The 24,217-nt window shown below is 54.1% G+C and carries 25 protein-coding genes; 16 read left to right on the top strand and 9 right to left on the bottom strand.

Annotated elements, in window-relative coordinates:
• The first annotated feature begins 407 nt into the window (after nt 1–407).
• Nucleotides 408–1,706, top strand: a complete 1,299-nt coding sequence (locus NMC31_RS17815; RefSeq protein WP_253898690.1) for an MFS family transporter — start codon at nt 408–410, stop codon at nt 1,704–1,706.
• Between the two features lie 2 nt (nt 1,707–1,708).
• Here the strand turns inward: NMC31_RS17815 and NMC31_RS17820 are convergent, their stop codons facing one another.
• From NMC31_RS17820 to trxC, 5 genes are all read right to left on the bottom strand, one after another.
• On the bottom strand, nt 1,709–2,035 hold the full coding sequence (locus NMC31_RS17820; RefSeq protein WP_253898691.1) for a YfiM family lipoprotein: 327 nt from the start codon (nt 2,033–2,035) through the stop codon (nt 1,709–1,711).
• A gap of 44 nt (nt 2,036–2,079) precedes the next feature.
• Nucleotides 2,080–3,435: a CDP-diacylglycerol--serine O-phosphatidyltransferase gene (pssA, locus tag NMC31_RS17825; protein WP_149464848.1), complete on the bottom strand. Its 1,356-nt coding sequence runs from the start codon at nt 3,433–3,435 to the stop codon at nt 2,080–2,082.
• 108 nt (nt 3,436–3,543) lie between these two features.
• On the bottom strand, nt 3,544–6,195 hold the full coding sequence (locus NMC31_RS17830) for a bifunctional acetate--CoA ligase family protein/GNAT family N-acetyltransferase (RefSeq protein ID WP_253898692.1): 2,652 nt from the start codon (nt 6,193–6,195) through the stop codon (nt 3,544–3,546).
• A 35-nt stretch (nt 6,196–6,230) separates the two neighbouring features.
• Nucleotides 6,231–6,929 carry a tRNA-uridine aminocarboxypropyltransferase gene (tapT, locus tag NMC31_RS17835; RefSeq protein ID WP_253898693.1) on the bottom strand — a complete coding sequence of 233 codons (699 nt, stop codon included), beginning with the start codon at nt 6,927–6,929 and terminating at the stop codon, nt 6,231–6,233.
• Nucleotides 6,930–6,997: 68 nt separating this feature from the next.
• The gene (gene trxC, locus NMC31_RS17840) at nt 6,998–7,423 is read right to left on the bottom strand and encodes a thioredoxin TrxC (protein WP_149464839.1); all 426 of its coding nucleotides are present in this window, start codon (nt 7,421–7,423) and stop codon (nt 6,998–7,000) included.
• Between the two features lie 204 nt (nt 7,424–7,627).
• On the opposite strand from trxC, the gene NMC31_RS17845 reads away from it, so the two are divergent.
• Nucleotides 7,628–8,686: a tRNA/rRNA methyltransferase gene (locus NMC31_RS17845; protein WP_253898694.1), complete on the top strand. Its 1,059-nt coding sequence runs from the start codon at nt 7,628–7,630 to the stop codon at nt 8,684–8,686.
• 43 nt (nt 8,687–8,729) lie between these two features.
• On the opposite strand, the gene ung is transcribed toward NMC31_RS17845, so the two are convergent.
• On the bottom strand, nt 8,730–9,419 hold the full coding sequence (gene ung / locus NMC31_RS17850) for a uracil-DNA glycosylase (protein ID WP_253898695.1): 690 nt from the start codon (nt 9,417–9,419) through the stop codon (nt 8,730–8,732).
• A gap of 318 nt (nt 9,420–9,737) precedes the next feature.
• On the opposite strand from ung, the gene grcA reads away from it, so the two are divergent.
• Nucleotides 9,738–10,121, top strand: a complete 384-nt coding sequence (grcA, locus tag NMC31_RS17855) for an autonomous glycyl radical cofactor GrcA (RefSeq protein ID WP_015963383.1) — start codon at nt 9,738–9,740, stop codon at nt 10,119–10,121.
• Between the two features lie 48 nt (nt 10,122–10,169).
• On the opposite strand, the gene srmB is transcribed toward grcA, so the two are convergent.
• Entirely contained in the window at nt 10,170–11,498 is a 1,329-nt protein-coding gene (srmB, locus tag NMC31_RS17860; protein WP_253898696.1) for an ATP-dependent RNA helicase SrmB, read from the bottom strand.
• A 117-nt stretch (nt 11,499–11,615) separates the two neighbouring features.
• On the opposite strand from srmB, the gene trmN reads away from it, so the two are divergent.
• Complete coding sequence (gene trmN / locus NMC31_RS17865; RefSeq protein ID WP_253898697.1) at nt 11,616–12,353, top strand: tRNA(1)(Val) (adenine(37)-N(6))-methyltransferase TrmN; 738 nt, start codon at nt 11,616–11,618, stop codon at nt 12,351–12,353.
• Here the strand turns inward: trmN and nadB are convergent.
• Nucleotides 12,338–13,957, bottom strand: a complete 1,620-nt coding sequence (gene nadB / locus NMC31_RS17870; protein ID WP_253898698.1) for an L-aspartate oxidase — start codon at nt 13,955–13,957, stop codon at nt 12,338–12,340. The two genes, trmN and nadB, sit on opposite strands and share 16 nt — an antisense overlap.
• 270 nt (nt 13,958–14,227) lie before the next feature.
• On the opposite strand from nadB, the gene rseD reads away from it, so the two are divergent.
• From rseD to acpS, 12 genes are all read left to right on the top strand, one after another.
• Nucleotides 14,228–14,323 (top strand): rpoE leader peptide RseD, encoded by a 96-nt coding sequence (gene rseD, locus NMC31_RS26185; protein WP_144052231.1) that lies wholly within the window; start codon nt 14,228–14,230, stop codon nt 14,321–14,323.
• Between the two features lie 55 nt (nt 14,324–14,378).
• Nucleotides 14,379–14,954, top strand: coding sequence for an RNA polymerase sigma factor RpoE (gene rpoE, locus NMC31_RS17875; protein WP_015963387.1), 576 nt, complete (start codon nt 14,379–14,381; stop codon nt 14,952–14,954).
• A 31-nt stretch (nt 14,955–14,985) separates the two neighbouring features.
• Nucleotides 14,986–15,639, top strand: a complete 654-nt coding sequence (rseA, locus tag NMC31_RS17880; protein ID WP_253898699.1) for an anti-sigma-E factor RseA — start codon at nt 14,986–14,988, stop codon at nt 15,637–15,639.
• A complete protein-coding gene (gene rseB, locus NMC31_RS17885; protein ID WP_015963389.1) occupies nt 15,639–16,592 on the top strand; it encodes a sigma-E factor regulatory protein RseB in 954 nt (317 codons plus the stop codon). The genes rseA and rseB overlap by 1 nt, the downstream gene beginning before the upstream one ends.
• Nucleotides 16,589–17,065 carry a SoxR-reducing system protein RseC gene (rseC, locus tag NMC31_RS17890; protein ID WP_253898700.1) on the top strand — a complete coding sequence of 159 codons (477 nt, stop codon included), beginning with the start codon at nt 16,589–16,591 and terminating at the stop codon, nt 17,063–17,065. The genes rseB and rseC overlap by 4 nt, the downstream gene beginning before the upstream one ends.
• Before the next feature lie 185 nt (nt 17,066–17,250).
• Complete coding sequence (gene lepA, locus NMC31_RS17895) at nt 17,251–19,050, top strand: translation elongation factor 4 (RefSeq protein ID WP_149464831.1); 1,800 nt, start codon at nt 17,251–17,253, stop codon at nt 19,048–19,050.
• Between the two features lie 16 nt (nt 19,051–19,066).
• Nucleotides 19,067–20,041, top strand: coding sequence for a signal peptidase I (gene lepB / locus NMC31_RS17900; RefSeq protein ID WP_149464830.1), 975 nt, complete (start codon nt 19,067–19,069; stop codon nt 20,039–20,041).
• A gap of 216 nt (nt 20,042–20,257) precedes the next feature.
• On the top strand, nt 20,258–20,938 hold the full coding sequence (gene rnc, locus NMC31_RS17905; protein WP_015963393.1) for a ribonuclease III: 681 nt from the start codon (nt 20,258–20,260) through the stop codon (nt 20,936–20,938).
• Nucleotides 20,935–21,840 carry a GTPase Era gene (gene era, locus NMC31_RS17910; protein ID WP_253898701.1) on the top strand — a complete coding sequence of 302 codons (906 nt, stop codon included), beginning with the start codon at nt 20,935–20,937 and terminating at the stop codon, nt 21,838–21,840. Before rnc ends, era begins: the two co-directional genes overlap by 4 nt.
• Before the next feature lie 133 nt (nt 21,841–21,973).
• Nucleotides 21,974–22,681: a DNA repair protein RecO gene (recO, locus tag NMC31_RS17915; RefSeq protein WP_149464847.1), complete on the top strand. Its 708-nt coding sequence runs from the start codon at nt 21,974–21,976 to the stop codon at nt 22,679–22,681.
• Between the two features lie 113 nt (nt 22,682–22,794).
• A complete protein-coding gene (gene pdxJ, locus NMC31_RS17920; RefSeq protein ID WP_253898702.1) occupies nt 22,795–23,526 on the top strand; it encodes a pyridoxine 5'-phosphate synthase in 732 nt (243 codons plus the stop codon).
• On the top strand, nt 23,526–23,906 hold the full coding sequence (acpS, locus tag NMC31_RS17925) for a holo-ACP synthase (protein ID WP_253898703.1): 381 nt from the start codon (nt 23,526–23,528) through the stop codon (nt 23,904–23,906). The genes pdxJ and acpS overlap by 1 nt, the downstream gene beginning before the upstream one ends.
• Here the strand turns inward: acpS and NMC31_RS17930 are convergent.
• Nucleotides 23,903–24,163: a YfhL family 4Fe-4S dicluster ferredoxin gene (locus tag NMC31_RS17930; protein ID WP_253898704.1), complete on the bottom strand. Its 261-nt coding sequence runs from the start codon at nt 24,161–24,163 to the stop codon at nt 23,903–23,905. The two genes, acpS and NMC31_RS17930, sit on opposite strands and share 4 nt — an antisense overlap.
• Between the last annotated feature and the right edge of the window lie 54 nt (nt 24,164–24,217).

The raw sequence follows: 24,217 nt of genomic DNA on the forward strand, positions 1-24,217 counted from the left end.
CGATGGTAGTGTGGGGTCTCCCCATGCGAGAGTAGGGAACTGCCAGGCATCAAATAAGCAGAAGGCCATCCGGAAGGATGGCCTTTTTGCGTTGGTGCGAAAAAGCAACGCCGGATGGCGGCTGCGCCTTATCCGGCCTACAAAAGAACAATCCCCCACCGAATGACACGAACCCGTAGGCCCGGTAAGCGCAGCGCCACCGGGCAACACCGCGCGCACAACCCCCATCCCAAAATACTCCCGCTACAGCTAATCCTAATTTGTTACCTTGCTAACAAAAAACGTGATAGATATCGCAAAATAATTAATAACAATTATATAACATTTCGTTCACTGAAAAATTTATCTGCGTGACGAGTTACGCCCGGTAAGACAGATAAAACACCTGTAGCAGGAGCATAATTATAATGACCGAAACCAGCGTAGCCACCGAGCAGTCGCTCACCGATCATGATACCCGTCGCCGGGTTATGGCCATCGTCGGGGCTTCATCAGGGAACCTTGTCGAATGGTTTGATTTTTACGTCTATTCCTTCTGTTCTCTCTATTTTGCCCACATCTTTTTCCCAACCGGAAATACCACGACTCAGTTGTTACAAACGGCGGGTGTTTTTGCCGCAGGCTTTTTAATGCGTCCCATTGGCGGCTGGATGTTTGGCCGCATTGCGGATCGTCATGGGCGTAAAAAGTCGATGCTGATCTCAGTCTGCATGATGTGCTTCGGCTCTCTGGTCATTGCCTGCCTACCGGGATACGACACGATCGGGACCTGGGCTCCTGCGTTACTTCTGCTGGCACGGTTGTTCCAGGGGCTCTCTGTAGGCGGGGAGTACGGCACCAGCGCAACGTATATGAGTGAAGTCGCGGTAGAAGGACGTAAAGGATTCTATGCCTCATTCCAGTATGTCACGCTGATTGGTGGCCAACTGCTGGCGCTGCTGGTTGTCGTGCTTTTGCAGAATGTCCTGAGCAGCGAAGACCTGCACAGTTGGGGCTGGCGTATTCCATTCGCAATGGGGGCGGTGTTAGCGGTTGTGGCGCTGTGGCTGCGTCGTCAGCTGGATGAAACATCACATAAAGAAACGCGTACGCTGAAAGAAGCCGGTTCCTTCAAGGGCCTGTGGCGTAATCGTAAAGCCTTCGTCATGGTGCTCGGTTTTACTGCAGGTGGCTCGTTAATTTTCTACACCTTCACCACCTACATGCAGAAGTATCTGGTTAACACCGCCGGGATGGACCCGAAAGTTGCCAGCATCATTATGACTGCTGCACTGTTTGTCTACATGCTTGCCCAGCCGCTTTTCGGCCTGCTCTCTGACAAAATTGGTCGCCGCGCATCCATGCTCTGTTTTGGTTCACTGGCGACGCTGTTTACTGTACCGATTCTCTCCGCACTGCAAAACGTCACCTCCCCGTTTGCCGCTTTCGCACTGGTGATGTGCGCACTGTTGATAACCAGCTTCTATACCTCAATTAGCGGGATCCTGAAGGCTGAGATGTTCCCGGCGCAGGTTCGCGCGTTAGGGGTGGGGCTATCATATGCCGTAGCCAATGCCTTGTTTGGCGGTTCAGCGGAGTATGTTGCACTCTCACTGAAATCATTTGGCGTGGAGTCGGCCTTCTTCTGGTACGTCACCGCGATGACCGCGCTGGCTTTCCTGGTGTCACTGATGCTGCATCGCAAAGGAAAAGGATTACGCCTGTAGGCTTAATGTTGTGCCAGCTGCCACACCGTATAGCCGGTTGTGGCGCCGGCAACATCCCACGCAAAATCTTTCCAGCTCCAGCCGCTCCCTGCGGGGCGGCTATCCCACAGTTCTTTTGATGCCCCCAGACTCAATGAAAACATCACCCCTAATGCGGCGCTGCGATCGCGGTTAACGCCCTGGTGCTGGAAGTACTCATTGCCGGCAGCGGAAAGCATCGCTGAGCCAATAAAGTGTTGAGCTTTATCCTGCCCGCTCCAACTGTCGTTGGCCATATGGCTGCAACCGCACAGAGTGAAAAGGGCAATCAGAGAAAGGAGGGTTCGCATAAATCTCTCCTGAAAAAAAGCCCCGCACTGGACGGGGCTGATATTTAGAGGATACGGCTGATAAGGCGATCGATACGGATGCGGCGCAGACGGCGGATCAGCTTGCGCACTTTTACCGGATAATCAGCGATACTTTGCAGGTCGCGGTAGTGATTGACCACGGTAGTATGGGCGCGAATCAGCTTCAGCTCTTTCTCGCGTTTTTCCCGCAGTTTATGTTGCGGGTCATGGATAAGCACGGCGTTTTCGAGATCCAGACGCCAGGCGCGTGGATTAAGGTTGTTACCGGTCAGCAGCATCCACTCGTCATCCACCCACATCCCTTTCAGGTGATAGCTGTTATCGCCATCTTTCCACAGACGCACAACGAGCTGGTCTGTGTTGACGTAGTACTGTAAACGGCTCAGGAATCGACGCAGGTTGATTTCATACAGATACGGGAGCGCGCCGATAATTTTAAACGGTTCATTTTCCGGGATGAAGAAATCGTTCGCCGTTTTATCGCCAACGATAATTTCAACCTTTTTGCCTTCACGCAGCAGGCGAATGATATTGCGCACCAGTAGCGCAGGCAGGTTGAAATAAGGTGTGCAGATCGTCAGCTTGTGCTCTGCGCACGGCATCAGATGGAAAATGGTTTTATTCAGCAGGCTGGTTTTACCCAGACCAACCAGCGGCGTAACGGAGAGTTGTTCGTCGTCGGCGTTGCCCAGATAATGGTATCCCGTATCGCGCAGTTCCTGGCGATAGAGGCGAATATCGTTTTTAATTTCCGGGCTTTTCGGGCGGCAGCTATCATCGAGACGGTTAACGCCACGACCTTCCACTAAATTTTGCCCCACCCAGTCATACATGATGTCCGCCATCTGCGGGTTACGAATGCACTGATAGCGGTCGTAACGATATTTATCATGCTGATGGAGATAGACATCATTGATGCTCGCGCCGCTGTACAGCACGCTGTCATCAATAATAAAGCCTTTGAAATGGAGAACGCCCAACGCTTCGCGGGTATTGATTGGCACACCATACACCGGCACGTCCACACCCGGGTTTTCATGCGCCATGCGGCAGTACCAGTCGGCGTTAGTATTCGACGCCGCTGCGCCAATACGGCCACGCTGAGCGCGATGCCAGTCAACCAGTACTTTCACTTCCAGCTCAGGCCGTTGACGTTTTGCATCGTACAGCGCCTGTAAAATCGCCTTCCCGGCATCGTCCTGTTCCAGATACAGCGCGACGATGCAAATGCGTCGCGTAGCGCCGGCTATCTTTGCCAGCAGCGCTTCCCGAAAATCGGCAGGCGCGTAGAAAAACTCAATATCATCAACTGACTGAGAAAGCTTGGGTAGCTGGGCAAGGTGTTGTTGATGTTTATTACGCTTAAATTTTGACAACATCACAGTGCGTTTCTTCTCTGTTTTAGTGAAGGGTCCTCTGTACCAGGCAGACGACGTAAGCGGTCAATAATACCATCTCTGTCGGTCAAGGGTAGTATTTCCAGCAACTTAGTCATGACATAGCTTCAGAGAAAGGCTAACTATGCCATCTTCAAGTTGAATATCCACGTCAAAGCCCAGCTTCCGCGCCAGGGCTATCATCCCACGGTTGTTGGGCATAGTAATGCCGTTTAAGCGTTGCAGACCGTGATCGCGCGTATAGTTGATTAACTTTTCCAGCAACCGTCCACCCAGCCCTAATCCTTTCAGGTCAGAGCGCACCAGCACCGCAAATTCAGCATCGATATTGTCAGGATCGGAAATAGCGCGCGTTACGCCGAGGATCTCCGTCTGTTCAGCGGTAGTGTGTACCGCAACGAAAGCCATTTCACGATCGTAGTCGATCTGGGTCATATTCGCTAAATCATCGTGGGTAAATTCGTTGATCTCGCTAAAGTAGCGGTAATAAAGATCTTCCTTCGTTACCCGGGCGATGAACTGCTGCAAAAGCGGCTCATCTTCAGGAAGAATCGGGCGAAACAGACAACGTTCGCCATTTTTCATGGTGACCCATTCTTCAAGCTGCTGCGGATACGGCCTTACCGCCAGGCGGCTTTCGCTGTCGCCTTCATACGGCGCGATATCCAGCGTCACGTCCAGCGCGGTAAATTCATTACCTGTGGCCAGCAATGGGTGAATATCCAGCCGCTGAATTTCCGGGCAATCAACAATCAGGTTTGAGACCTGAACCAGCAAACGGCTCAAGCCGGGAATATCCAGCGGTCGCAGCGCGCTGCGCCCACGAATCTTTTTGCTCTTAATCGCCTGAATCACCAGATAGCGCGCCAGCGTCATATTCAGCGGCGGCAGAGCGACTACAGCCTGTTCTTCAGGTCGCCACTCCACGCCACCTTCACCCAACATAATCAGCGGGCCAAAGACCGGATCATGTTCCACCACCACGCGCAGTTCCTGTGCGCCTGCGCGGTTAGCCATACTTTGTACCAGCAGGCCGTCAATGCGCGCCTGTGGCCAGGTCATTTTAACGCGATCGAGAATCGCATCCGCCGCCTGTTGCACTTCCGCCGGGGTACGCAGATACAGCATCACCCCCTGAACTTCCGATTTATGTGGGATGTCCGGTGAGCGCAGTTTCAGCGCCACCGGATAACCAATTTGTTCGGCGATATGTACCGCTTCCGCGCTGTCAGCGGCGATCCAGGTGGGAAGCGTGTGCATGCCGTACGCCTGCAACACAGGACGCACTTCATGTGTATCCAGCGCGCGGATACCGCTATCGATAGCCTGCGCGAGCAGTTCGTGAACCTGCGCCGTGTTGGCCGTTAAATTCTGTGGCAGTGCGGGCGTTTCCCGCAGCTGTTTCTGGTTCCGGCGATATTCCACCATATGCATAAATGCCGTAATCGTGCCTTCCGGCGTACGATAGGTGGGGATGCCCGCGTCGCTGAAGAGGCGTCGCGCCTCGATAGAAGAGTACTCACCACACCAGTTGGTCAGCACGCTGATGTAGTGCCCACGTGGATGGTGTTTAATCGCGTCAATTAACGCTACGGCGCTTTCAGTGCCGGTTGCGGTGGCGCTGGGTGAGTGAATCACCAGCAGCGCATCCAGATCCGGGCTGTCGAGTAATGTGTTGACTGCAGCGATGTAGCTCTCGATGCTGGCATCATCACGCAGATCCAGCGGGTTTCCGGCCTGCACGGAATCCGGCAGTCGTTCAGTCAATCTGGCTCGCGTTTCATCGCTGAGGGTCGCCAGTTTGCCGTTGCGCGCCCACAGTTGATCGAGCGCCAGCGCGGCCGGGGCAGCACCGTTGCTGATAATCATTAAACGCTCGCCGCGCAAAGGGCGCATATGGCTTAAGGTTTCAACGGCGGAGAAAAGTTCGTGAGTATCGCGCACGCGCAGCAGACCGGCGCGCTGGATCGCGGCGTCCCAGGCGGGATCCAGACCCGCGTTGGCGTGAAGCAACCGCTGCGCCGCCGGGCTACGTCCGCTCTTAATCACAAGAATGGGTTTGTTACGTGAGGCGCTACGGGCGGCGGAAACAAAGCGTCGGGCGTCACTCAAATGCTCCAGATAGAGCAGAATGGCGCTGGTTTTGCTGTCGCGCGCGAGGAAATCGAGCAGGTCGTCCACATCGATATCCAGGCTATCACCGAGCGCAATAAAGTAGGAGAAGCCCATCTCGCGCTGCTGCGCCCAGTCAAGAATGGTATTGGAAACGGCCGCGGACTGCGAAATAAATGCCAGTTTGCCTTTGCGAATCGGCACCGGTGAAAAACTGGCGTTTAGCCCCTGCCAGGGCGCTAAAAGCCCCAGACTGTTTGGCCCTAAAATGCGCATTTGGTAGCGTGCCGCGCAAGCTGATAATTCGGCAAACTGTTCGGGCGGTGAAGAGAGAATAATGCAGGTTTTGCATCCTTTCTCGCCCAACGCTTCCAGCAGTTCCAGATTGCGTTTGGCATGTGTGCAGAGTACCGCGAGATCGGGGGAAAAGGGCAGGCTGGCGATGGTCGGCCAGGCCAGCACGCCGAGCACCGCTTTCCAGGAGGGCGTAACGGGCATAACAGGGCCGTTAAACCCACCCGCTAATAGATTTCGCATCATCAAAAAGCCGGCGCGCTGCGGCTTCATGGATGCGCCAATTACGGCAATCGATTTTGGTCGAAGAAGTGCTTCCAGCCCACGTTGACTCATTCCGGCTTCCCTCAGGTATAAGCATCCGTATGAGTCTAAACGCTTTCCTCGCGTTGTGCTGTGATGCTTCCCTTATGCTGGGTTTTTCCCGCCAGATAACGGGTACGAAAACGCGTAAAATGTTCGCCTAACGCGTGAGCGGCGTCGGTATCACCCGCCAGGTCGAGCAGCGCCATCGCCACTTCGGCGGTGCAGTACTGACCATCCGCGTGCGCTTCCCGCAGGCCATAGGCGGAAACGCGCGACAAATCGACCGAAATCACCGGGAAGTTATCCAGCCAGGGGCTCTTGCGAAACATTTTGCGCGCTTCGGTCCAGGTGCCGTCGAGCATAATAAACAGCGGCGGTTTGCCTGTTTTCGGCGCGGCGATCACTTCGCGATCTGTTCCGGCGTAGGATGCCGGGAAAACGACCATCGGCTGATAGGCGGGATCGCGTACCAACTCCAGCAGCGCGGAAGGCGGCTCGGTGCGTGACCACTGAAATGCGGCAGTATTCGGAAGAATGTCTGCTATCAGACGTCCCGTGTTACTGGGTTTCATGGGCTCAGTATCGAACATCACCAGACAAAAACGGCTGGTGGCGGAGCTGGGGTGCAGGGTTTCGCATAAACACTGTTTAAGCGGCAGCAGGCAACGTTGGCAGCGGCGAACACGATTGCCGCGGGCGAGGAAAGGGCGCGTGGCGCGGGCCAGGCGTTCAGCCCGGAGTTGCAGTACAGCGTTTGGAGTCATGGCAATAGCGTAGAAAAAGGCTATTGTCGCAGAGGTGAAAACGGGGCACAAGATGCGCCCCGTAGATGTTATGCTTCGAGGGCCTCGTTAAGCCAGCTCTCGAAAGGCGCTTTCGGTACTGCGCCATTGAGCATGTCGATCATTTCGCCATTTTTGAAGATCATAATGGTCGGGATGCTGCGAATGCGAAAACGGGCGCTGAGCTCGCGTTCGGCCTCAGTGTTCACTTTCACAAAGCGCATTTTGCCGCTGCGCTCTTCCGCCACATCTTCAAATATTGGCGCGAAATTGCGGCACGGGCCACACCATGGCGCCCAGAAATCAATAACGACAGGCAAATCGTCCTTCAGCAGCTTATCCAGCGTGGCGTCGGTGGCGTTGATCACATCGCCATCAAACAGATCATGACCACAGCGTCCACATTTCGCCGCATCGTTTACACGATCTTCAGGTATGCGGTTAAGAGCCTGACAGTGGGCACAAACGGTATTCATAACTAACCTCTGGGTAGTAGGGTTGCCGATCGGCGAGGTCGCCGGATGTTTCTGTAATGTTACATATTATCGATGAGACTGTTTTATTCGACAATGCGGTTTACTCAATGGGTACAATAGTCACCGTCTTTGATATGAAGTAATGGCTATGCGCTACTACATCAGGTAATCTGCGCGCTTCGCGCAGCGCAGGTGGAGAAAAATATGAGCGACGAACTGAAGAACAAAAACGGCAAAGTCAAAGTGATGTATGTCCGCAGTGACGATGACTCGGATAAACGCACCCATAATCCGCGTACAGGAAAAGGCGGTGGCCGTCCTGGTACACGTGCCGAAGGTGGTCGCCGTCCTGCCCGTGACGACAGAAAAGGCCCGAACCGCGAACGCAGTCGCGAACGTGACGATCGCGGAGAACGCGATAGCTCACCGTGGCGCACGGTTTCCCGCGCCCCGGGTGATGAGACCCCGGTAAAAGCCGATCACGGTGGCATTAGCGGTAAAAGCTTTATCGATCCGGAAGTCCTGCGTCGTCAGCGTGCGGAAGAGACGCGCGTGTACGGTGAAAACGCCTGCCAGGCGCTGTTCCAGAGCCGTCCGGACGCCATTGTACGCGCCTGGTTTATCCAGAGCGTAACGCCGCGCTTTAAAGAAGCGCTGCGCTGGATGGCGGCAAACCGCAAAGCTTACCACGTGGTCGATGAAGAAGAGCTGGCGAAAGCGTCCGGAACCGAACACCACGGCGGCGTATGCTTCCTGATCAAAAAACGCAGCGGCACGTCCGTACAGGATTGGGTCGCTAAAAGCGGCGATACCGATTGTGTGCTGGCCCTGGAAGATGTCGGCAACCCGCACAACCTGGGCGCGATGATGCGTAGCTGTGCGCATTTCGGTATTAAAGGCCTGCTGCTGCAGGATGCTGGTGTGCTGGAATCCGGCGCGGCAATCCGTACCGCAGAAGGCGGCGCTGAGCACGTTCAGCCGATCACCGGCGATAGCTTCATTGATGCGTTGGATGATTTCCGCAAAGCAGGTTACGCCATCGTGACCACCTCCAGCCACGCGGGTACGCCGCTGTTTAAAGCTGAGCTGCCGAAGAAAATGGTGCTGGTGTTAGGCCAGGAGCGCGATGGTCTGTCTGATGCAGCCCTGTCGAGCGCCGATCTGAGCATATCGATCGACGGTACCGGCGCGGTTGAAAGCCTGAACGTCTCCGTGGCAACCGGCGTACTGCTGAGTGAATGGTGGCGTCAGAATAAAGCCTGAGCGTAAGCCATAATAAAATGCCAGCATCGCGCTGGCATTTTTTTTACTCGCTTTCCGCCGGCAGCACCGGCATCCAGTCGATGGGCGCTTCACCGCGTTGTACCAGCCACTCGTTAGCCTGCACAAAGTGGTTGCAGCCAAAAAAGCCGCGATGGGCAGAAAGCGGTGACGGATGCGGGGCTTTCAGCACCCGATGACGCTGTGTATCGATAATCGCACCTTTCTTCTGGGCATGCGATCCCCACAGTAAAAAGACCACGCCTTCCCGATGTTCGTTAATCAGGCTGATCACTTTATCGGTAAAGGTTTCCCAGCCGAGGCTGGCGTGAGAATGCGCCTGACCTGCACGCACCGTCAGCACCGTGTTAAGCAACAGCACGCCCTGGCGCGCCCAGCTTTCCAGATAGCCATGCTGAGGGCGGGTAAAGCCCGGAATTGAACCTTCCAGCTCTTTATACATGTTCAGCAGCGACGGCGGCGTGGCAATACCTGGGCGAACAGAAAAGGCCAGCCCGTGCGCCTGACCCGGCCCGTGGTACGGGTCCTGACCTAAAATCACTACTTTTACATCGCTCAGTTCAGTGAAGCGAAAGGCGTTAAATACATCTTTCTGCGGCGGATAAATCGTTGTGCCTGCCTGGCGCTCATTCGCCACCGTTGCCAGTGTGTTCAAAAAATAGGGTTGTTGCTTCTCATCGGCCAGCACATCGTGCCAGGTTAAAGGGGCGCTCATCTCGCTCTCCTGGAAATTGTCATGGGGATAGCTTAACTGCTTCTTTCTCCATCACAAAATCGGTCAGTGGGAAAAGCATGCTCTCCCTAAAAAAAGTTGAAAATTTACTGATAAAATTTGGTATGGCAAGGTGGTGTAACTTGATATAAAACAAGTAAATTAGCGCATGACCACTTTTGTGGTGTGGTTTTTATTGATTTAAATCAAAGAATACGGGGTGTTTGAGGGGTATATATACACTCAAGCAACAATGGTTTTACCAATTGGCCGGGAACTGGCCGGTTAAAACGAATATGAATAGCCTAAGGGAGGCATCAAATGATTACTGGTATTCAGATTACTAAAGCCGCTAACGACGACCTGCTGAATTCTTTCTGGCTGCTGGATAGCGAAAAAGGTGAAGCTCGCTGCCTGGTTGCCAAAGGTGGTTATGCAGAAGATGAAGTGGTTGCTGTGAAAGCACTGGGCGACATCGAATATCGTGAAATTCCGGTTGAAGCGAAACCAGAAGTTCGCGTAGAAGGGGGCCAGCACCTGAACGTAAACGTTCTGCGTCGCGAAACCCTGCTCGACGCGGTTGAACATCCGGAAAAATATCCGCAGCTGACCATTCGTGTTTCAGGTTACGCAGTACGCTTTAACTCTCTGACGCCTGAACAGCAGCGCGACGTTATCGCCCGTACTTTCACGGAAAGCCTGTAAGTTTTCAGAGGCAGAAAATCAAAACGCCGGGGAGACCCGGCGTTTTTTTTACTCTTCTGTAGACTGAGGTGGCGTACCGCTTGGCTTACGACGCTTACCAACATTCTTCGCGTCGCGATGGCGTACTTTCACACGCGGTTTGTCTTTATCTTTCTCTTTTTTCTTCTCTGCACGTTTTGCCAGTACTTTCTTGGACGGCTTACCGGTCATTTTTTCGCTAGGTGCACGCGTCGTTGGGCGCAGTTCATCGATGACGCGCGCTTTCAGCGGCTCTTCAATGTAACGACCAATTTTCTGCAGCAGCAGGTGGTCATGCGCTTCAACCAGAGAAACCGCCGTACCTTTACGACCCGCGCGGCCAGTACGGCCAATGCGGTGAAGATAGGTATCGCCGGTGCGCGGCATATCGAAGTTAATCACGTGGCTGACATCCGGAATATCAATACCGCGAGCGGCAACGTCGGTCGCAACCAGCACGTTTACGCGGCCTTCCGTCAGACGCTTGATTCCTTCGGTACGCTTGATCTGCGCCATTTCGCCTTCGAGATAACAGTTGTTTATCCCGGCAGCACGCAGCATTTCGGCAAGTTCATGCACACGCTCACGTTTACGCACAAACACGATAGCGCGCGTCATATCTTCTTGTTTCAGAAGGTGCTTAAGCAGCTCAACTTTGTGCTCCAGGTTATCTGCCCGGTAGTACCACTGATGAATTTTTTTACGTTCACGCGTGGACGGGTTAGCAGAAACTTCTACCGGGTCTTCCAGCAGTCGCTCGGCAAAATCTTTAATCGCATCGCCTTCAAGCGTGGCGGAGAAGAGCAGCGTCTGCTTACGCCAGCGGGTTTCCCCGGCGATATGTTCGATATCCTGCGCAAAGCCGAGATCCAGCATACGGTCGGCTTCGTCAAGAATTAAGGTCTCGACGGCGCGGCAGTCAAAGTTCTCTTCTTTGATGTACTGCAACAGGCGACCGGTGGTGGCAACCACGATATCCTGGTTTTCGCTGAAGACTTCAGCGTGATTCATGTACGCGACACCGCCGGTAATGGTGGCAATATCGAGATGGGTATTTTTGGCCAGCTCGCGCGCGTGGTCGGCAACCTGCATCGCCAGTTCACGCGTTGGCGTCAGGATCAAGATGCGCGGCGGGCCGGATTTTTTGCGCGGGAAGTCGAGCAGATGCTGCAACGCAGGCAGCAGATACGCCGCTGTTTTACCGGTGCCGGTGGGCGCAGAACCCAAAACATCACGTCCATCGAGCGCAGGCGGAATGGCGGCAGCCTGGATGGCAGTCGGGCGTGTAAAGCCTTTGCTCTGGAGGGCGTCCAGCAGGCTTTCATCAAGTTCAAGTTCGGAAAAAGTCGTTACAGTCATTGTCTACCTCAGTGTGAGGCGGTGATTATAGACGTTACGGCTCTAATCTTCATCTGTTTGTATGGCTATCTGTTCTCAGGTATTGTGCTGAGCCAAAACCGAATACGTAAAATAACTATGTCTGACTCGAAACCCACGCTGCCTCGTAATGGATTTACCTTCAAAAAATTTTTTGTCGCGCATGACCGTTGTGCCATGAAAGTGGGCACGGACGGCATTTTGCTGGGCGCATGGGCGCCGATTGCCCATGTAACGCGCGTGCTGGATATTGGCACGGGAAGCGGATTGCTGGCGTTAATGCTGGCACAGCGCACCGAGGCGAATACGCTCATCGACGCCGTTGAGCTGGATGAAAATGCCGCAGAACAGGCGCGTGAGAACGTCGCGCAATCTCCGTGGCCGCAAAAAATTGCCGTCCACACGGCGGATATTCAGAGCTGGGTCGCGAGCGTTAGGAGTCGCTATGATCTGATCGTCAGCAATCCGCCTTACTATGAGCAGGGCGTCGAGTGCGCCACGCCGCAGCGTGAGCAGGCGCGCTACACCACATCCCTCGATCATCAAACGTTGCTGACCTGCGCGGCGGATGCCATTACGGAAGAGGGATTTTTCTGCGTCGTATTACCGGAAAACATCGGCCAGAGTTTTACCGAACTGGCTATGTCGATGGGCTGGCATTTACGTCTGCGCACGGATATCGCCGAATATGATACCCGCCCGCCGCATCGGGTCCTGCTGGCATTCTCGCCACAAAACGGTGAGGCCTTTAGCGACCGAATGGTGATTCGTGGGCCAGAGCAGCAATACTCCGAAGCGTATACCGCGCTGACCCAGGCATTTTATCTCTTTATGTGAGTGAGCGGCGAGAGCACGGATGGGCCGGAATCCTGCATGAGATCCGGGTAATCCAGCGTGTAGTGCAGGCCGCGACTCTCTTTACGCATCATCGCACAGCGGACAATCAGTTCCGCCACCTGTACCAGATTGCGCAGTTCCAGCAAATTATTAGACACGCGAAAGCGTGAATAGTACTCGTCGAGCTCCTGCTGAAGCATGGTAATGCGACGCAGGGCGCGCTCGAGCCGTTTCGTGGTGCGCACAATGCCGACGTAATCCCACATCAGCAAACGTAACTCATGCCAGTTGTGCTGAATCACCACTCGCTCGTCGGAATCATCCACCCGGCTTTCATCCCACGCAGGCAGATTTTCCACCTGACGTGTGCTGGCAATCCGTTTGTTGATATCTTCCGCCGCTGACCAGCCATAGACCAGACACTCCAGCAGGGAGTTAGAGGCCATACGGTTTGCACCATGCAGGCCGGTATAACTCACTTCGCCGATCGCATACAGGCCGTCAACGTCGCTGCGTCCGTTATCATCCACCATCACGCCGCCGCAGGTATAGTGCGCAGCCGGAACAACAGGCACAGGCTCTTTTGTCAGGTCGATACCCAGCCCAAGCAGTTTTTCATAAATCATCGGGAAATGGTGGCGGACAAATTCTTCGGGCTTATGGCTGATGTCCAGATACATACAATCCGCGCCGAGCCGTTTCATTTCATGATCGATAGCGCGCGCCACTACATCGCGCGGCGCAAGCTCGCCTCGTTCATCGAAATCAGGCATAAAGCGCGTCCCGTCCGGGCGCTTAAGCATAGCGCCTTCTCCACGCAGCGCTTCGGTAAGCAGGAAGTTGCGCGCCTGCGGGTGGAACAGGGCGGTGGGGTGGAACTGATTAAACTCCAGATTCGCCACGCGGCAGCCCGCACGCCAGGCCATGGCGATGCCGTCGCCCGATGAGATATCCGGGTTAGTGGTATACTGATAGACCTTGGATGCGCCGCCCGTCGCCAGCACCACCGATTTTGCTGCGCACGTTTCCACGCTCTCTTTATTACGGTTCCAGATCCACGCGCCCACAACGCGGCGCGTACCGGGCAGGCCAATCTTATCGGACATGATCAGGTCTACGGCATTGCAGCGCTCAATCACCCGAATATTGGGATGATTCAGCGCCTTGCTGACCAGCGTGTTTTCCACTTCTTTGCCGGTGGCATCGGCCGCATGCAGAATGCGGCGATGGCTGTGGCCGCCTTCGCGCGTCAGGTGATAGCTCGCTTCGCCGTTGCTTTGTAATTGCGTATCAAACAGCACGCCCTGGTCAATCAACCACTGGACGCAGTTTTTGGCATTGCTGGCCACGAACGACACGGCGTCGCGATCGCAGATCCCGGCGCCTGCGATGAGCGTGTCCTCAATATGAGATTCGATACTGTCGGTTTCATCAAAAACGGCTGCAATACCACCCTGTGCGTAGAAGGTTGAACCTTCGCTAATCGGGCCTTTACTGAGCACAATGACAGAATGCTGCTCGGCAACGCGCAGCGCGAGAGATAAACCGGCAGCACCGCTACCGATGATCAGGACATCACAGGAGAGATCTGGAAGAGTGTTCATGATGGTTTGTTTAATTTACTAAACACGGTTTGGTCAGCATAGCATCATAAAACGCGTTGGCGCACACATTTTTTTAGCGGAAGTTGTAACGGCTAAACATAACAACCTCGGAAGGGACTTTGTAAACGAAGGAAAATATTCGAATCTCTGACTCCGGAAACCCGTATTTATGGTGAAATAAAAGGCGCGTTACGTTACTCTTGCGAGAATTGCGTTTTTCTTTCGCAACTTAGACAACGTAGTGCATGCGTAGACTTATAATGAGAGACAATGAACGGTCTACAACTGACAAACAAAAAACAAAGGCGTAACGGAACTTTACAATCATCAGACACTCTAACCCTGTGCTTGCTCATAGTGCAGTAACGGAGTGGCGTTTTGATTACGCATTGGAATAGGGTTTGGGGAGACATTACCTCGGATGAGCGAGCAGTTAACGGACCAGGTCCTGGTTGAACGGGTCCAGAAAGGAGACCAGAAAGCTTTTAACCTACTGGTGGTGCGCTACCAGCATAAGGTGGCGAGCCTGGTTTCCCGATATGTGCCGTCAGGTGACGTTCCTGATGTGGTGCAAGAGTCTTTTATAAAGGCCTATCGTGCGCTGGATTCATTCCGGGGGGATAGCGCTTTCTATACGTGGCTGTACCGTATTGCTGTCAATACGGCAAAAAATTACCTGGTTGCTCAGGGGCGACGCCCACCGTCCAGCGATGTGGACGCAATGGAAGCAGAAAACTTCGAAAGTGGCGGCGCACTGAAAGAAATTTCGAACCCTGAGAACTTAATGTTGTCAGAAGAACTGAGACAAATTGTTTTTCGCACCATTGAAAGCCTTCCAGAAGATTTACGCATGGCAATTACCCTGCGAGAGCTGGATGGCCTAAGCTATGAAGAGATAGCTGCAATTATGGATTGCCCGGTTGGTACTGTTCGTTCCCGTATCTTCCGTGCGCGAGAAGCTATTGATAATAAAGTTCAACCGCTTATCAGGCGTTGACGGTAGCGGGATACTGGAAAAGGTATTAGGCATGCAGAAAGAAAAACTTTCCGCCTTAATGGATGGTGAAACGCTGGATAACGAGTTGCTTGTCGAATTAACTCGTTCGCCGGAAATGCAAAAAACCTGGGAGAGCTATCATCTCATCCGTGATTCGCTTCGCGGCGATACGTCGGATGTCCTTCATTTTGATATCTCTTCTCGCGTCATGGCTGCCATCGAAAATGAGTCCGCTGCTGCCCAGGCGACGCCGCTCATTCCTGAAGCCCAGCCAGCACCGCATCAATGGCAGAATATGCCATTCTGGAAAAAAGTCCGTCCGTGGGCGAGCTCACTTACCCAAATGGGCGTTGCGGCTTGCGTATCGCTTGCAGTTATTGTCGGTGTCCAGCACTATAATGGGCAATCAGATTCTACTCAGCAGCCCGAAACACCGGTTTTTAATACCTTACCGATGATGGGTAAAGCAAGTCCGGTTAGCCTGGGCGTGCCGTCTGATGCCACTGCGGGTACTGGTCAGCAACAGCAGGTTCAGGAACAACGCCGTCGCATCAACGCAATGTTGCAGGATTATGAATTGCAGCGCCGCCTGCATTCTGAGCAACTTCAGTTTGAACAGGCACAAACCCAGCAGGCTGCTGTTCAGGTGCCGGGCTATCAAACTTTAGGAACGCAATCGCAGTAATGAAGCAACTTTGGTGTGCCATGTCCCTTGTGGCTGGCAGCCTGTTCTTCTCTGTCAACGCCTCGGCTGATGTCTCGTCCGGGGCGTTGTTGCAGCAGATGAATCTGGCCAGTCAGTCCCTCAACTATGAGCTGTCATTCGTCAGCATCAATAAAGCCGGTGTCGAATCGCTACGCTATCGTCACGCGCGTTTGAATAATCAGGCGCTGGCGCAGCTTTTGCAGCTCGATGGTCCGCGTCGCGAAGTGGTGCAACGCGGCAATGAAATCAGCTATTTTGAGCCGGGCCTCGACCCGTTTACGCTCAATGGCGATTACATCGTCGATTCCCTGCCGTCGCTGGTCTATACCGACTTTAAACGCCTGGCGCCGTACTACGATTTTATCTCCGTTGGCCGCACCCGTATTGCCGATCGCTTATGCGAGGTGATCCGCGTTGTCGCACGCGATGGAACCCGTTATAGCTACATCGTCTGGATGGACTCTGAAAGCAAACTGCCGATGCGCGTTGACCTGCTCGATCGCGACGGCGAAACGCTGGAGCAGTTCCGCGTCATTGCGTTTAACGTGGGCGATCAAGTGGGTAGCAGCATGGATAAACTGGCGAAAGCCAGCCTGCCACCGCTGCTCTCCGTTCCGGCGGGCAGTAAAGTGAACTTCAACTGGTCGCCGACCTGGGTGCCTCAGGGCTTCAGCGAAGTCTCCAGCAGCCGCCGCACGTTACCTACTATTGATACCGCCGTGGAGTCTCGTCTCTTCTCGGACGGCCTGTTTAGTTTCTCCATCAACATCAGCCGGGCCACGGCCAACAGCAGCGAACAAATGCTGCGTACCGGTCGCCGCACGGTGAGCACCACCGTGCGCAACCAGGCTGAAATCACTATCGTCGGTGAACTGCCGCCGCCAACGGCGAAACGTATTGCCGACGGTATTAGCTTCAAGGGCGCACAATGATTAAAGAGTGGGCGACCGTTGTCTCCTGGGAGAACGGCGTAGCGAAAGTTCACTGTGACGTGAAAGCCTCATGCAGCAGCTGCGCGTCACGCGCGGGCTGCGGCAGTCGCGTGCTGAATAAGCTGGGGCCACAAACCAGCCACACCATTATCGTCCCCAGCGCCGAACCGTTGGTGGCAGGGCAAAAAGTGGAACTGGGAATCAGCGAAAGCAGCCTACTGGGCTCGGCTATGCTGGTTTACCTGTCACCGCTTGTAGGGCTGTTTATCATGGCCTCTCTGTTCCAGGTGTTGTTTGGCACAGATATCGCCGCCATGTGCGGGGCGCTGTTAGGCGGTGTGGGCGGCTTTTTGTTGGCGCGCGGTTTTTCGCCGACGCTTGCGAAACGCGAAACGTGGCAACCGGTCATTATTAGCGTTGGCCTGCCGCCAGATCTCCTGCGCACCTCAACTTCTTCTGAATTGAGCCAGTGATCGCACTGGCTTTATTTTTATTTACATCTGGTATGAGAAAGCCGTGAGCGGAACCGCTATGCTTGCTGGAAGAGCATTTCCTGGTTGCGCAGTTGTAGTGTAGAATGCGGCGTTTTCGAACGACACAAACGTCAGGCACAGAACAGCGGCCTCAAAGTATTCGTAAGGCATAATTATCTTAATATATGAAGAATATACGTAACTTTTCGATCATTGCACATATCGACCACGGTAAGTCGACGCTGTCTGACCGTATCATCCAGATTTGCGGTGGCCTTTCTGATCGTGAAATGGAAGCCCAGGTTCTCGACTCGATGGATCTGGAACGCGAACGCGGCATTACCATTAAAGCGCAGAGCGTCACCCTGGACTTTAAATCAGCTGATGGCGAAACCTATCAACTGAACTTTATCGACACCCCTGGTCACGTCGACTTCTCCTACGAAGTTTCCCGTTCTCTGGCTGCCTGTGAAGGCGCACTGCTGGTGGTTGACGCCGGGCAGGGCGTAGAGGCGCAAACCCTGGCGAACTGCTATACCGCCATGGAAATGGATCTGGAAGTGGTTCCGGTTCTGAACAAAATCGACCTCCCGGCAGCCGATCCTGAGCGTGTGGCGGAAGAAATTGAAGATATCGTCGGCATCGACGCGGCGGACGCTGTGCGCTGCTCTGCCAAAACCGGCGTCGGTGTCACCGACGTTCTGGAACGTCTGGTGCGCGATATTCCGCCGCCGGAAGGCGATCCGGAAGGCCCGCTGCAGGCACTGATCATCGACTCCTGGTTCGATAACTATCTGGGCGTAGTGTCGCTGGTGCGTATCAAAAACGGCACCATGCGTAAAGGCGACAAAATCAAAGTAATGAGCACCGGTCAGGTCTATAACGCTGACCGTCTGGGCATCTTCACACCGAAACAGGTTGACCGTACCGAGCTGAAATGCGGAGAGGTGGGTTGGCTGGTGTGCGCCATTAAAGACATTCTGGGCGCACCGGTTGGCGATACGCTGACTCAGGCGCGTAACCCGGCTGACAAAGCGCTGCCAGGCTTTAAAAAGGTTAAACCGCAGGTTTATGCGGGCCTGTTCCCGGTAAGCTCTGACGATTACGAAAACTTCCGCGATGCGCTGGGCAAACTGAGCCTGAACGACGCCTCCCTGTTCTATGAGCCGGAAAGCTCTACCGCGCTGGGCTTCGGCTTCCGCTGTGGCTTCCTCGGTCTGCTGCACATGGAGATCATCCAGGAACGTCTGGAACGTGAATACGATCTGGACCTCATCACCACCGCGCCGACCGTAGTGTACGAAGTAGAGACCACCAACAAAGAGGTCATCTACGTCGACAGCCCGTCCAAGCTGCCGCCGCTGAATAACATCGCGGAGCTGCGTGAGCCGATTGCCGAGTGTCATATGCTGTTGCCGCAGGAGTATCTCGGTAACGTTATCACTCTGTGCGTGGAAAAACGCGGTGTACAAACCAACATGGTTTACCACGGCAAACAGGTTGCGCTGACCTATGAAATCCCGATGGCGGAAGTGGTACTCGACTTCTTCGATCGTCTGAAGTCAACGTCCCGCGGTTATGCGTCGCTGGATTACAACTTCAAACGCTTCCAGGCGTCTAACATGGTGCGTGTTGACGTTCTTATTAACAGCGAACGTGTGGATGCGTTGGCGCTGATCACGCATAACGACAATGCCCCGTACCGTGGTCGTGAGCTGGTTGAGAAGATGAAAGAGCTGATCCCTCGTCAGCAGTTTGATATCGCGATTCAGGCGGCCATTGGCAACCACATCATCGCGCGTTCTACGGTGAAACAGTTGCGTAAAAACGTTCTGGCGAAATGCTATGGCGGTGACGTCAGCCGTAAGAAAAAGCTGCTGCAAAAACAGAAAGAGGGTAAAAAGCGTATGAAGCAGGTCGGTAACGTCGAACTGCCGCAGGAAGCTTTCCTCGCCATTCTGCACGTCGGAAAAGACGGTAAATAATCCTTAAGGAGTTGGCATGGCGAATATGTTTGCCCTGATTCTGGTGATTGCCACACTGGTCACGGGCCTTTTGTGGTGCGTTGATAAATTTATCTTCGCGCCCAAACGTCGGGAACGTCAGGCTGCGGCGCAGGTCGCAACCGGAGATGCGCTGGACAAAAAAACGCTGAAAAAAGTAGGCCCGAAACCGGGCTGGCTGGAAACGGGCGCGTCCGTATTTCCGGTGCTGGCGATTGTGCTCATCGTGCGTTCTTTTATTTATGAGCCGTTCCAGATCCCATCCGGTTCAATGATGCCGACGCTGTTAATTGGTGATTTTATCCTCGTGGAAAAATTCGCCTACGGCATTAAAGATCCTATTTACCAGAAAACGATTATCGAAACGGGTCACCCGAAACGTGGCGATATTGTGGTCTTTAAATATCCGGAAGACCCGCGCCTTGATTACATCAAACGTGCGGTAGGTCTGCCGGGTGATAAAGTCACTTACGATCCGATCAGCAAAGAAGTCACGATTCAACCGAACTGCAGTTCCGGCCAGGCTTGCGGTAACGCACTGCCGGTCACCTACTCGAACGTTGAACCGAGTGATTTCGTGCAGACCTTTGCCCGTCGTAACGGCGGCGAAGCGACCAGCGGTTTCTTTGAGTTGCCGAAAGGTGAAACCAAAGAAAATGGTATTCGCCTGACCGAACGTCAGGAGACGCTGGGCGAGGTGAATCACCGCATTCTGACCGTGCCAATCGCGCAGGATCAGGTCGGCATGTACTATCGCCAGTCGGGGTTACAGCCGGCTACGTGGATTGTGCCGCCGGGTCATTACTTCATGATGGGTGATAACCGCGATAACAGCGCCGATAGCCGTTACTGGGGCTTCGTGCCGGAAGCGAACCTGGTCGGGAAGGCGACGGCCATCTGGATGAGCTTCGAAAAACAGGAAGGTGAATGGCCGACCGGCGTACGTTTAAGCCGTATTGGCGGTATCCACTAATTCTTGTCAGACCGATGCGGGGGCATGAGTGCCTCCGCATAAATTATTTAGCAGTTAAATCTCTCCAAACTAACGACATCCCTTGTCGTTGCGTATAGAATATCCCCCCGAAGTTACACATGTCTTTCTTAATAGACACGGCACACGAAACCGTATTGGTGCTTTCAGATCTGTTTCGTGTGCTGAATTTTTGACGCATTCATTTATTGGTATCGCATGAACCCCATCGTAATTAATCGGCTTCAACGGAAGCTGGGCTACACTTTTGTTCATCAGGAGTTGTTGCAACAGGCATTAACCCATCGCAGTGCCAGCAGCAAACATAACGAGCGCTTAGAATTTCTGGGCGATTCCATTTTAAGCTACGTGATCGCGAACGCCCTTTATCACCGCTTCCCGCGTGTGGATGAAGGCGATATGAGCCGTATGCGCGCGACGCTGGTTCGCGGTAATACGCTGGCGGAAATCGCCCGTGAATTCGAACTGGGCGAATGTCTGCGTTTAGGGCCGGGCGAGCTGAAAAGTGGCGGCTTCCGCCGCGAATCTATCCTCGCGGATACGGTTGAAGCATTGATTGGCGGGGTGTTCCTCGACAGCGATATTCAGAATGTCGAGAAGTTAATCCTCTCCTGGTATCAAACGCGTCTGGACGAAATCAGCCCGGGCGATAAACAGAAAGATCCAAAAACACGCTTGCAGGAGTATCTGCAAGGCCGCCATCTGCCGCTGCCATCTTATCTGGTGGTGCAGGTGCGTGGGGAAGCACACGATCAGGAATTTACTATCCACTGCCAGGTTAGCGGCCTGAGTGAACCGGTGGTTGGCACAGGTTCCAGCCGTCGCAAGGCGGAGCAGGCTGCCGCCGAACAGGCGTTGAAAAAACTGGAGCTGGAATGAGCAACGACAAAACTTACTGCGGATTTATCGCCATCGTCGGTCGCCCGAACGTCGGCAAATCTACCCTGCTGAACAATCTGCTGGGGCAGAAAATTTCCATTACTTCGCGTAAAGCGCAGACCACCCGTCACCGCATTGTCGGTATTCATACGGAAGGTGCGTATCAGGCAATCTATGTCGATACCCCTGGCCTGCATATGGAAGAAAAACGCGCCATCAACCGCCTGATGAACAAAGCGGCAAGCAGCTCTATCGGTGATGTTGAACTGGTGATTTTTGTCGTGGAAGGCACGCGCTGGACGCCGGACGACGAAATGGTGCTGAACAAACTGCGCGAAGGCAAAGCGCCGGTGATTCTGGCCGTTAACAAAGTCGATAACGTGCAGGAAAAAGCAGATCTTCTGCCGCATCTGCAGTTCCTCGGCAGCCAGATGAACTTCCTCGACATCGTGCCGATGTCTGCGGAAACCGGGCTGAATGTCGACACCATCGCCGGGATCGTACGCAAACATCTGCCGGAAGCGATTCATCACTTCCCGGAAGATTACATCACCGATCGTTCTCAGCGTTTTATGGCGTCTGAAATCATTCGTGAAAAGCTGATGCGCTTCCTGGGCGAAGAACTGCCGTACTCCGTTACCGTGGAAATCGAACGTTTCGTGGCTAACGAGCGCGGCGGTTACGACATCAACGGCCTGATCCTCGTTGAGCGTGACGGGCAGAAAAAGATGGTGATTGGTAACAAAGGTTCCAAAATCAAAACTATCGGTATCGAAGCCCGTAAAGACATGCAGGAAATGTTCGAAGCCCCGGTTCACCTGGAACTGTGGGTGAAAGTGAAATCCGGCTGGGCCGATGACGAGCGCGCACTGCGTAGTCTTGGCTATGGCGATGATCTTTAAGTTTCTCATACCCTATGGCTTTCATGGTGCAGGAAGGCGGCAAGAGTGTGAATCTCCAGGTGCTTACATTAGTAAGTGACTGGGGTGAACAGTCGCAGCCAACGCACCTGCGGCTTGAAAGACGACGGGTATGATGGAAGGCTGGCAGCGCGCATTTGTCCTGCATAGTCGCCCCTGGAGCGAAACCAGCCTGATGCTGGACGTCTTCACGGAAGAGTCGGGCCGCGTGCGCCTTGTTGCCAAAGGCGCCCGTTCCAAACGTTCCAATCTAAAAGGCGCGCTTCAGCCTTTTACCCCCCTGTTAGTTCGCTTTGGCGGGCGCGGTGAAGTCAAAACCCTGCGCAGCGCGGAAGCCGTTTCGCTGGCGCTCCCCCTGAGCGGCATTACGCTTTACAGCGGCCTTTACGTTAACGAACTCATTTCCCGCGTGCTGGAGCACGAAACCCGTTTCTCTGAACTTTTCTTCGATTACCTGCACTGCATTCAGGCGCTGGCGGGAACCTCGGGTTCGCCTGAACCCGCGCTGCGTCGCTTTGAGCTGGCGCTGCTGGGGCATCTGGGATACGGCGTCGATTTCCTGCACTGCGCAGGAAGCGGCGATGAAGTGGATGACACCATGACCTATCGCTATCGTGAAGAAAAGGGCTTTATCGCCAGCGTCGTAATTGATAACTACACCTTTACCGGCCATCAGTTGAAAGCGCTGGCCAGCCGCGAGTTTCCGGATGTGGATTCGCTGCGAGCCGCAAAACGCTTTACCCGTATGGCGCTGAAGCCGTATCTTGGTGGCAAACCGCTAAAAAGCCGGGAATTATTCAGGCAGTTTTTGCCAAAGAAATAACCCCCCTGAACCAGCACAGTACTGAATATAGTGCATAAACGGTCCCCTCTCCCTCCGGGAGAGGGCCAGGGTGAGGGGAAAACGAATACCGAACTAAAAAACCGAGGATTGTCATGGCTGATTTACTGTTAGGCGTCAATATTGACCACATTGCCACCCTGCGTAACGCGCGCGGCACAGCGTATCCGGACCCGGTTCAGGCGGCGTTTATCGCCGAACAGGCTGGTGCGGACGGCATCACCGTTCACCTGCGGGAAGACCGTCGTCACATCACCGACCGCGACGTGCGTATCCTGCGTCAGACGCTCGATACGCGCATGAATCTGGAAATGGCGGTCACCGAAGAGATGCTGAACATTGCCGTCGAGACCAAACCGCATTTCTGTTGCCTGGTGCCGGAAAAGCGTCAGGAAGTGACCACTGAAGGCGGTCTCGACGTTGCTGGTCAGCGTGACAAAATGCGCGATGCCTGCAAACGCCTCGCCGACGCAGGTATTCTGGTATCCCTGTTTATCGATGCCGATAACGAGCAAATCAAAGCTGCGGCAGAAGTCGGTGCGCCTTATATCGAAATTCACACGGGTTGCTATGCCGATGCGGAAACCGACGCCGAGCAGGCGAAAGAACTGGCGCGTATCGCTCACGCGGCAACCTATGCCGCAAGCCTGGGGCTGAAAGTCAATGCCGGGCATGGCCTGACTTATCACAACGTGAAAGCTATCGCGGCGCTGCCAGAAATGCACGAACTGAATATCGGCCACGCCATCATTGGCCGCGCGGTGATGACCGGTCTGAAAGAGGCCGTTGCCGAAATGAAACGCCTGATGCTGGAAGCGCGTAAATAATGGCGATTCTTGGGCTCGGAACCGACATTGTCGAGATTACGCGTATCGACGAGGTGATTGCCCGCAGCGGCGATCGCCTCGCGCGTCGGGTATTAACCGACAATGAGTGGGCTATCTGGGAAACGCATCAACAACCGGTGCGTTTCCTGGCCAAGCGTTTCGCGGTGAAGGAAGCGGCAGCGAAAGCCTTTGGAACGGGCATTCGTAATGGCCTGGCGTTTAACCAGTTTGAAGTCTACAACGACGAAATGGGGAAACCGAAACTGCGCCTGTGGGGCGAAGCGCAGATTCTGGCGGAAAAAATGGGCGTGGTGCACATACACGTCACCCTGGCGGATGAACGTCGCTATGCCTGCGCGACGGTCATTCTGGAAAGCTAGATTTTGTCGGCGTGATGCAACGTCACAAATTTATCCCACAACTGTTCTTCGCTCTCGATGTGTGCCGGATCTTTTAAAATCGTATTCGGGATCGGGCACACTTTCTGACAGGTAGGCGTCTCGTAATGGCCGATGCACTCGGTGCAGCGATCGCTATTGATCTCATAGATGCTATCACCCATCGAAATGGCTTCGTTCGGACACTCCGGTTCGCACATATCGCAGTTGATGCATTTTTTGGTGATTAACAACGCCATCAGGAAACTCTCAGAAACAACCTATTCGGGCCGCGCATTATACGCGCATTTTCT

This window comes from Pseudocitrobacter vendiensis, assembly GCF_943590815.1.
In the GTDB taxonomy this organism is placed as follows: Bacteria; Pseudomonadota; Gammaproteobacteria; order Enterobacterales; family Enterobacteriaceae; genus Pseudocitrobacter; species Pseudocitrobacter vendiensis.

What these genes read in the sequence shown, in the direction of transcription:
- NMC31_RS17815 (WP_253898690.1), top strand. Translation starts at nt 408, where the DNA reads ATGACCGAAACCAGCGTAGCCACCGAGCAGTCGCTCACCGATCATGAT.
- NMC31_RS17820 (WP_253898691.1), bottom strand. Translation starts at nt 2,035, where the DNA reads ATGCGAACCCTCCTTTCTCTGATTGCCCTTTTCACTCTGTGCGGTTGC.
- pssA (WP_149464848.1), bottom strand. Translation starts at nt 3,435, where the DNA reads ATGTTGTCAAAATTTAAGCGTAATAAACATCAACAACACCTTGCCCAG.
- NMC31_RS17830 (WP_253898692.1), bottom strand. Translation starts at nt 6,195, where the DNA reads ATGAGTCAACGTGGGCTGGAAGCACTTCTTCGACCAAAATCGATTGCC.
- tapT (WP_253898693.1), bottom strand. Translation starts at nt 6,929, where the DNA reads ATGACTCCAAACGCTGTACTGCAACTCCGGGCTGAACGCCTGGCCCGC.
- trxC (WP_149464839.1), bottom strand. Translation starts at nt 7,423, where the DNA reads ATGAATACCGTTTGTGCCCACTGTCAGGCTCTTAACCGCATACCTGAA.
- NMC31_RS17845 (WP_253898694.1), top strand. Translation starts at nt 7,628, where the DNA reads ATGAGCGACGAACTGAAGAACAAAAACGGCAAAGTCAAAGTGATGTAT.
- ung (WP_253898695.1), bottom strand. Translation starts at nt 9,419, where the DNA reads ATGAGCGCCCCTTTAACCTGGCACGATGTGCTGGCCGATGAGAAGCAA.
- grcA (WP_015963383.1), top strand. Translation starts at nt 9,738, where the DNA reads ATGATTACTGGTATTCAGATTACTAAAGCCGCTAACGACGACCTGCTG.
- srmB (WP_253898696.1), bottom strand. Translation starts at nt 11,498, where the DNA reads ATGACTGTAACGACTTTTTCCGAACTTGAACTTGATGAAAGCCTGCTG.
- trmN (WP_253898697.1), top strand. Translation starts at nt 11,616, where the DNA reads ATGTCTGACTCGAAACCCACGCTGCCTCGTAATGGATTTACCTTCAAA.
- nadB (WP_253898698.1), bottom strand. Translation starts at nt 13,957, where the DNA reads ATGAACACTCTTCCAGATCTCTCCTGTGATGTCCTGATCATCGGTAGC.
- rseD (WP_144052231.1), top strand. Translation starts at nt 14,228, where the DNA reads ATGAACGGTCTACAACTGACAAACAAAAAACAAAGGCGTAACGGAACT.
- rpoE (WP_015963387.1), top strand. Translation starts at nt 14,379, where the DNA reads ATGAGCGAGCAGTTAACGGACCAGGTCCTGGTTGAACGGGTCCAGAAA.
- rseA (WP_253898699.1), top strand. Translation starts at nt 14,986, where the DNA reads ATGCAGAAAGAAAAACTTTCCGCCTTAATGGATGGTGAAACGCTGGAT.
- rseB (WP_015963389.1), top strand. Translation starts at nt 15,639, where the DNA reads ATGAAGCAACTTTGGTGTGCCATGTCCCTTGTGGCTGGCAGCCTGTTC.
- rseC (WP_253898700.1), top strand. Translation starts at nt 16,589, where the DNA reads ATGATTAAAGAGTGGGCGACCGTTGTCTCCTGGGAGAACGGCGTAGCG.
- lepA (WP_149464831.1), top strand. Translation starts at nt 17,251, where the DNA reads ATGAAGAATATACGTAACTTTTCGATCATTGCACATATCGACCACGGT.
- lepB (WP_149464830.1), top strand. Translation starts at nt 19,067, where the DNA reads ATGGCGAATATGTTTGCCCTGATTCTGGTGATTGCCACACTGGTCACG.
- rnc (WP_015963393.1), top strand. Translation starts at nt 20,258, where the DNA reads ATGAACCCCATCGTAATTAATCGGCTTCAACGGAAGCTGGGCTACACT.
- era (WP_253898701.1), top strand. Translation starts at nt 20,935, where the DNA reads ATGAGCAACGACAAAACTTACTGCGGATTTATCGCCATCGTCGGTCGC.
- recO (WP_149464847.1), top strand. Translation starts at nt 21,974, where the DNA reads ATGGAAGGCTGGCAGCGCGCATTTGTCCTGCATAGTCGCCCCTGGAGC.
- pdxJ (WP_253898702.1), top strand. Translation starts at nt 22,795, where the DNA reads ATGGCTGATTTACTGTTAGGCGTCAATATTGACCACATTGCCACCCTG.
- acpS (WP_253898703.1), top strand. Translation starts at nt 23,526, where the DNA reads ATGGCGATTCTTGGGCTCGGAACCGACATTGTCGAGATTACGCGTATC.
- NMC31_RS17930 (WP_253898704.1), bottom strand. Translation starts at nt 24,163, where the DNA reads ATGGCGTTGTTAATCACCAAAAAATGCATCAACTGCGATATGTGCGAA.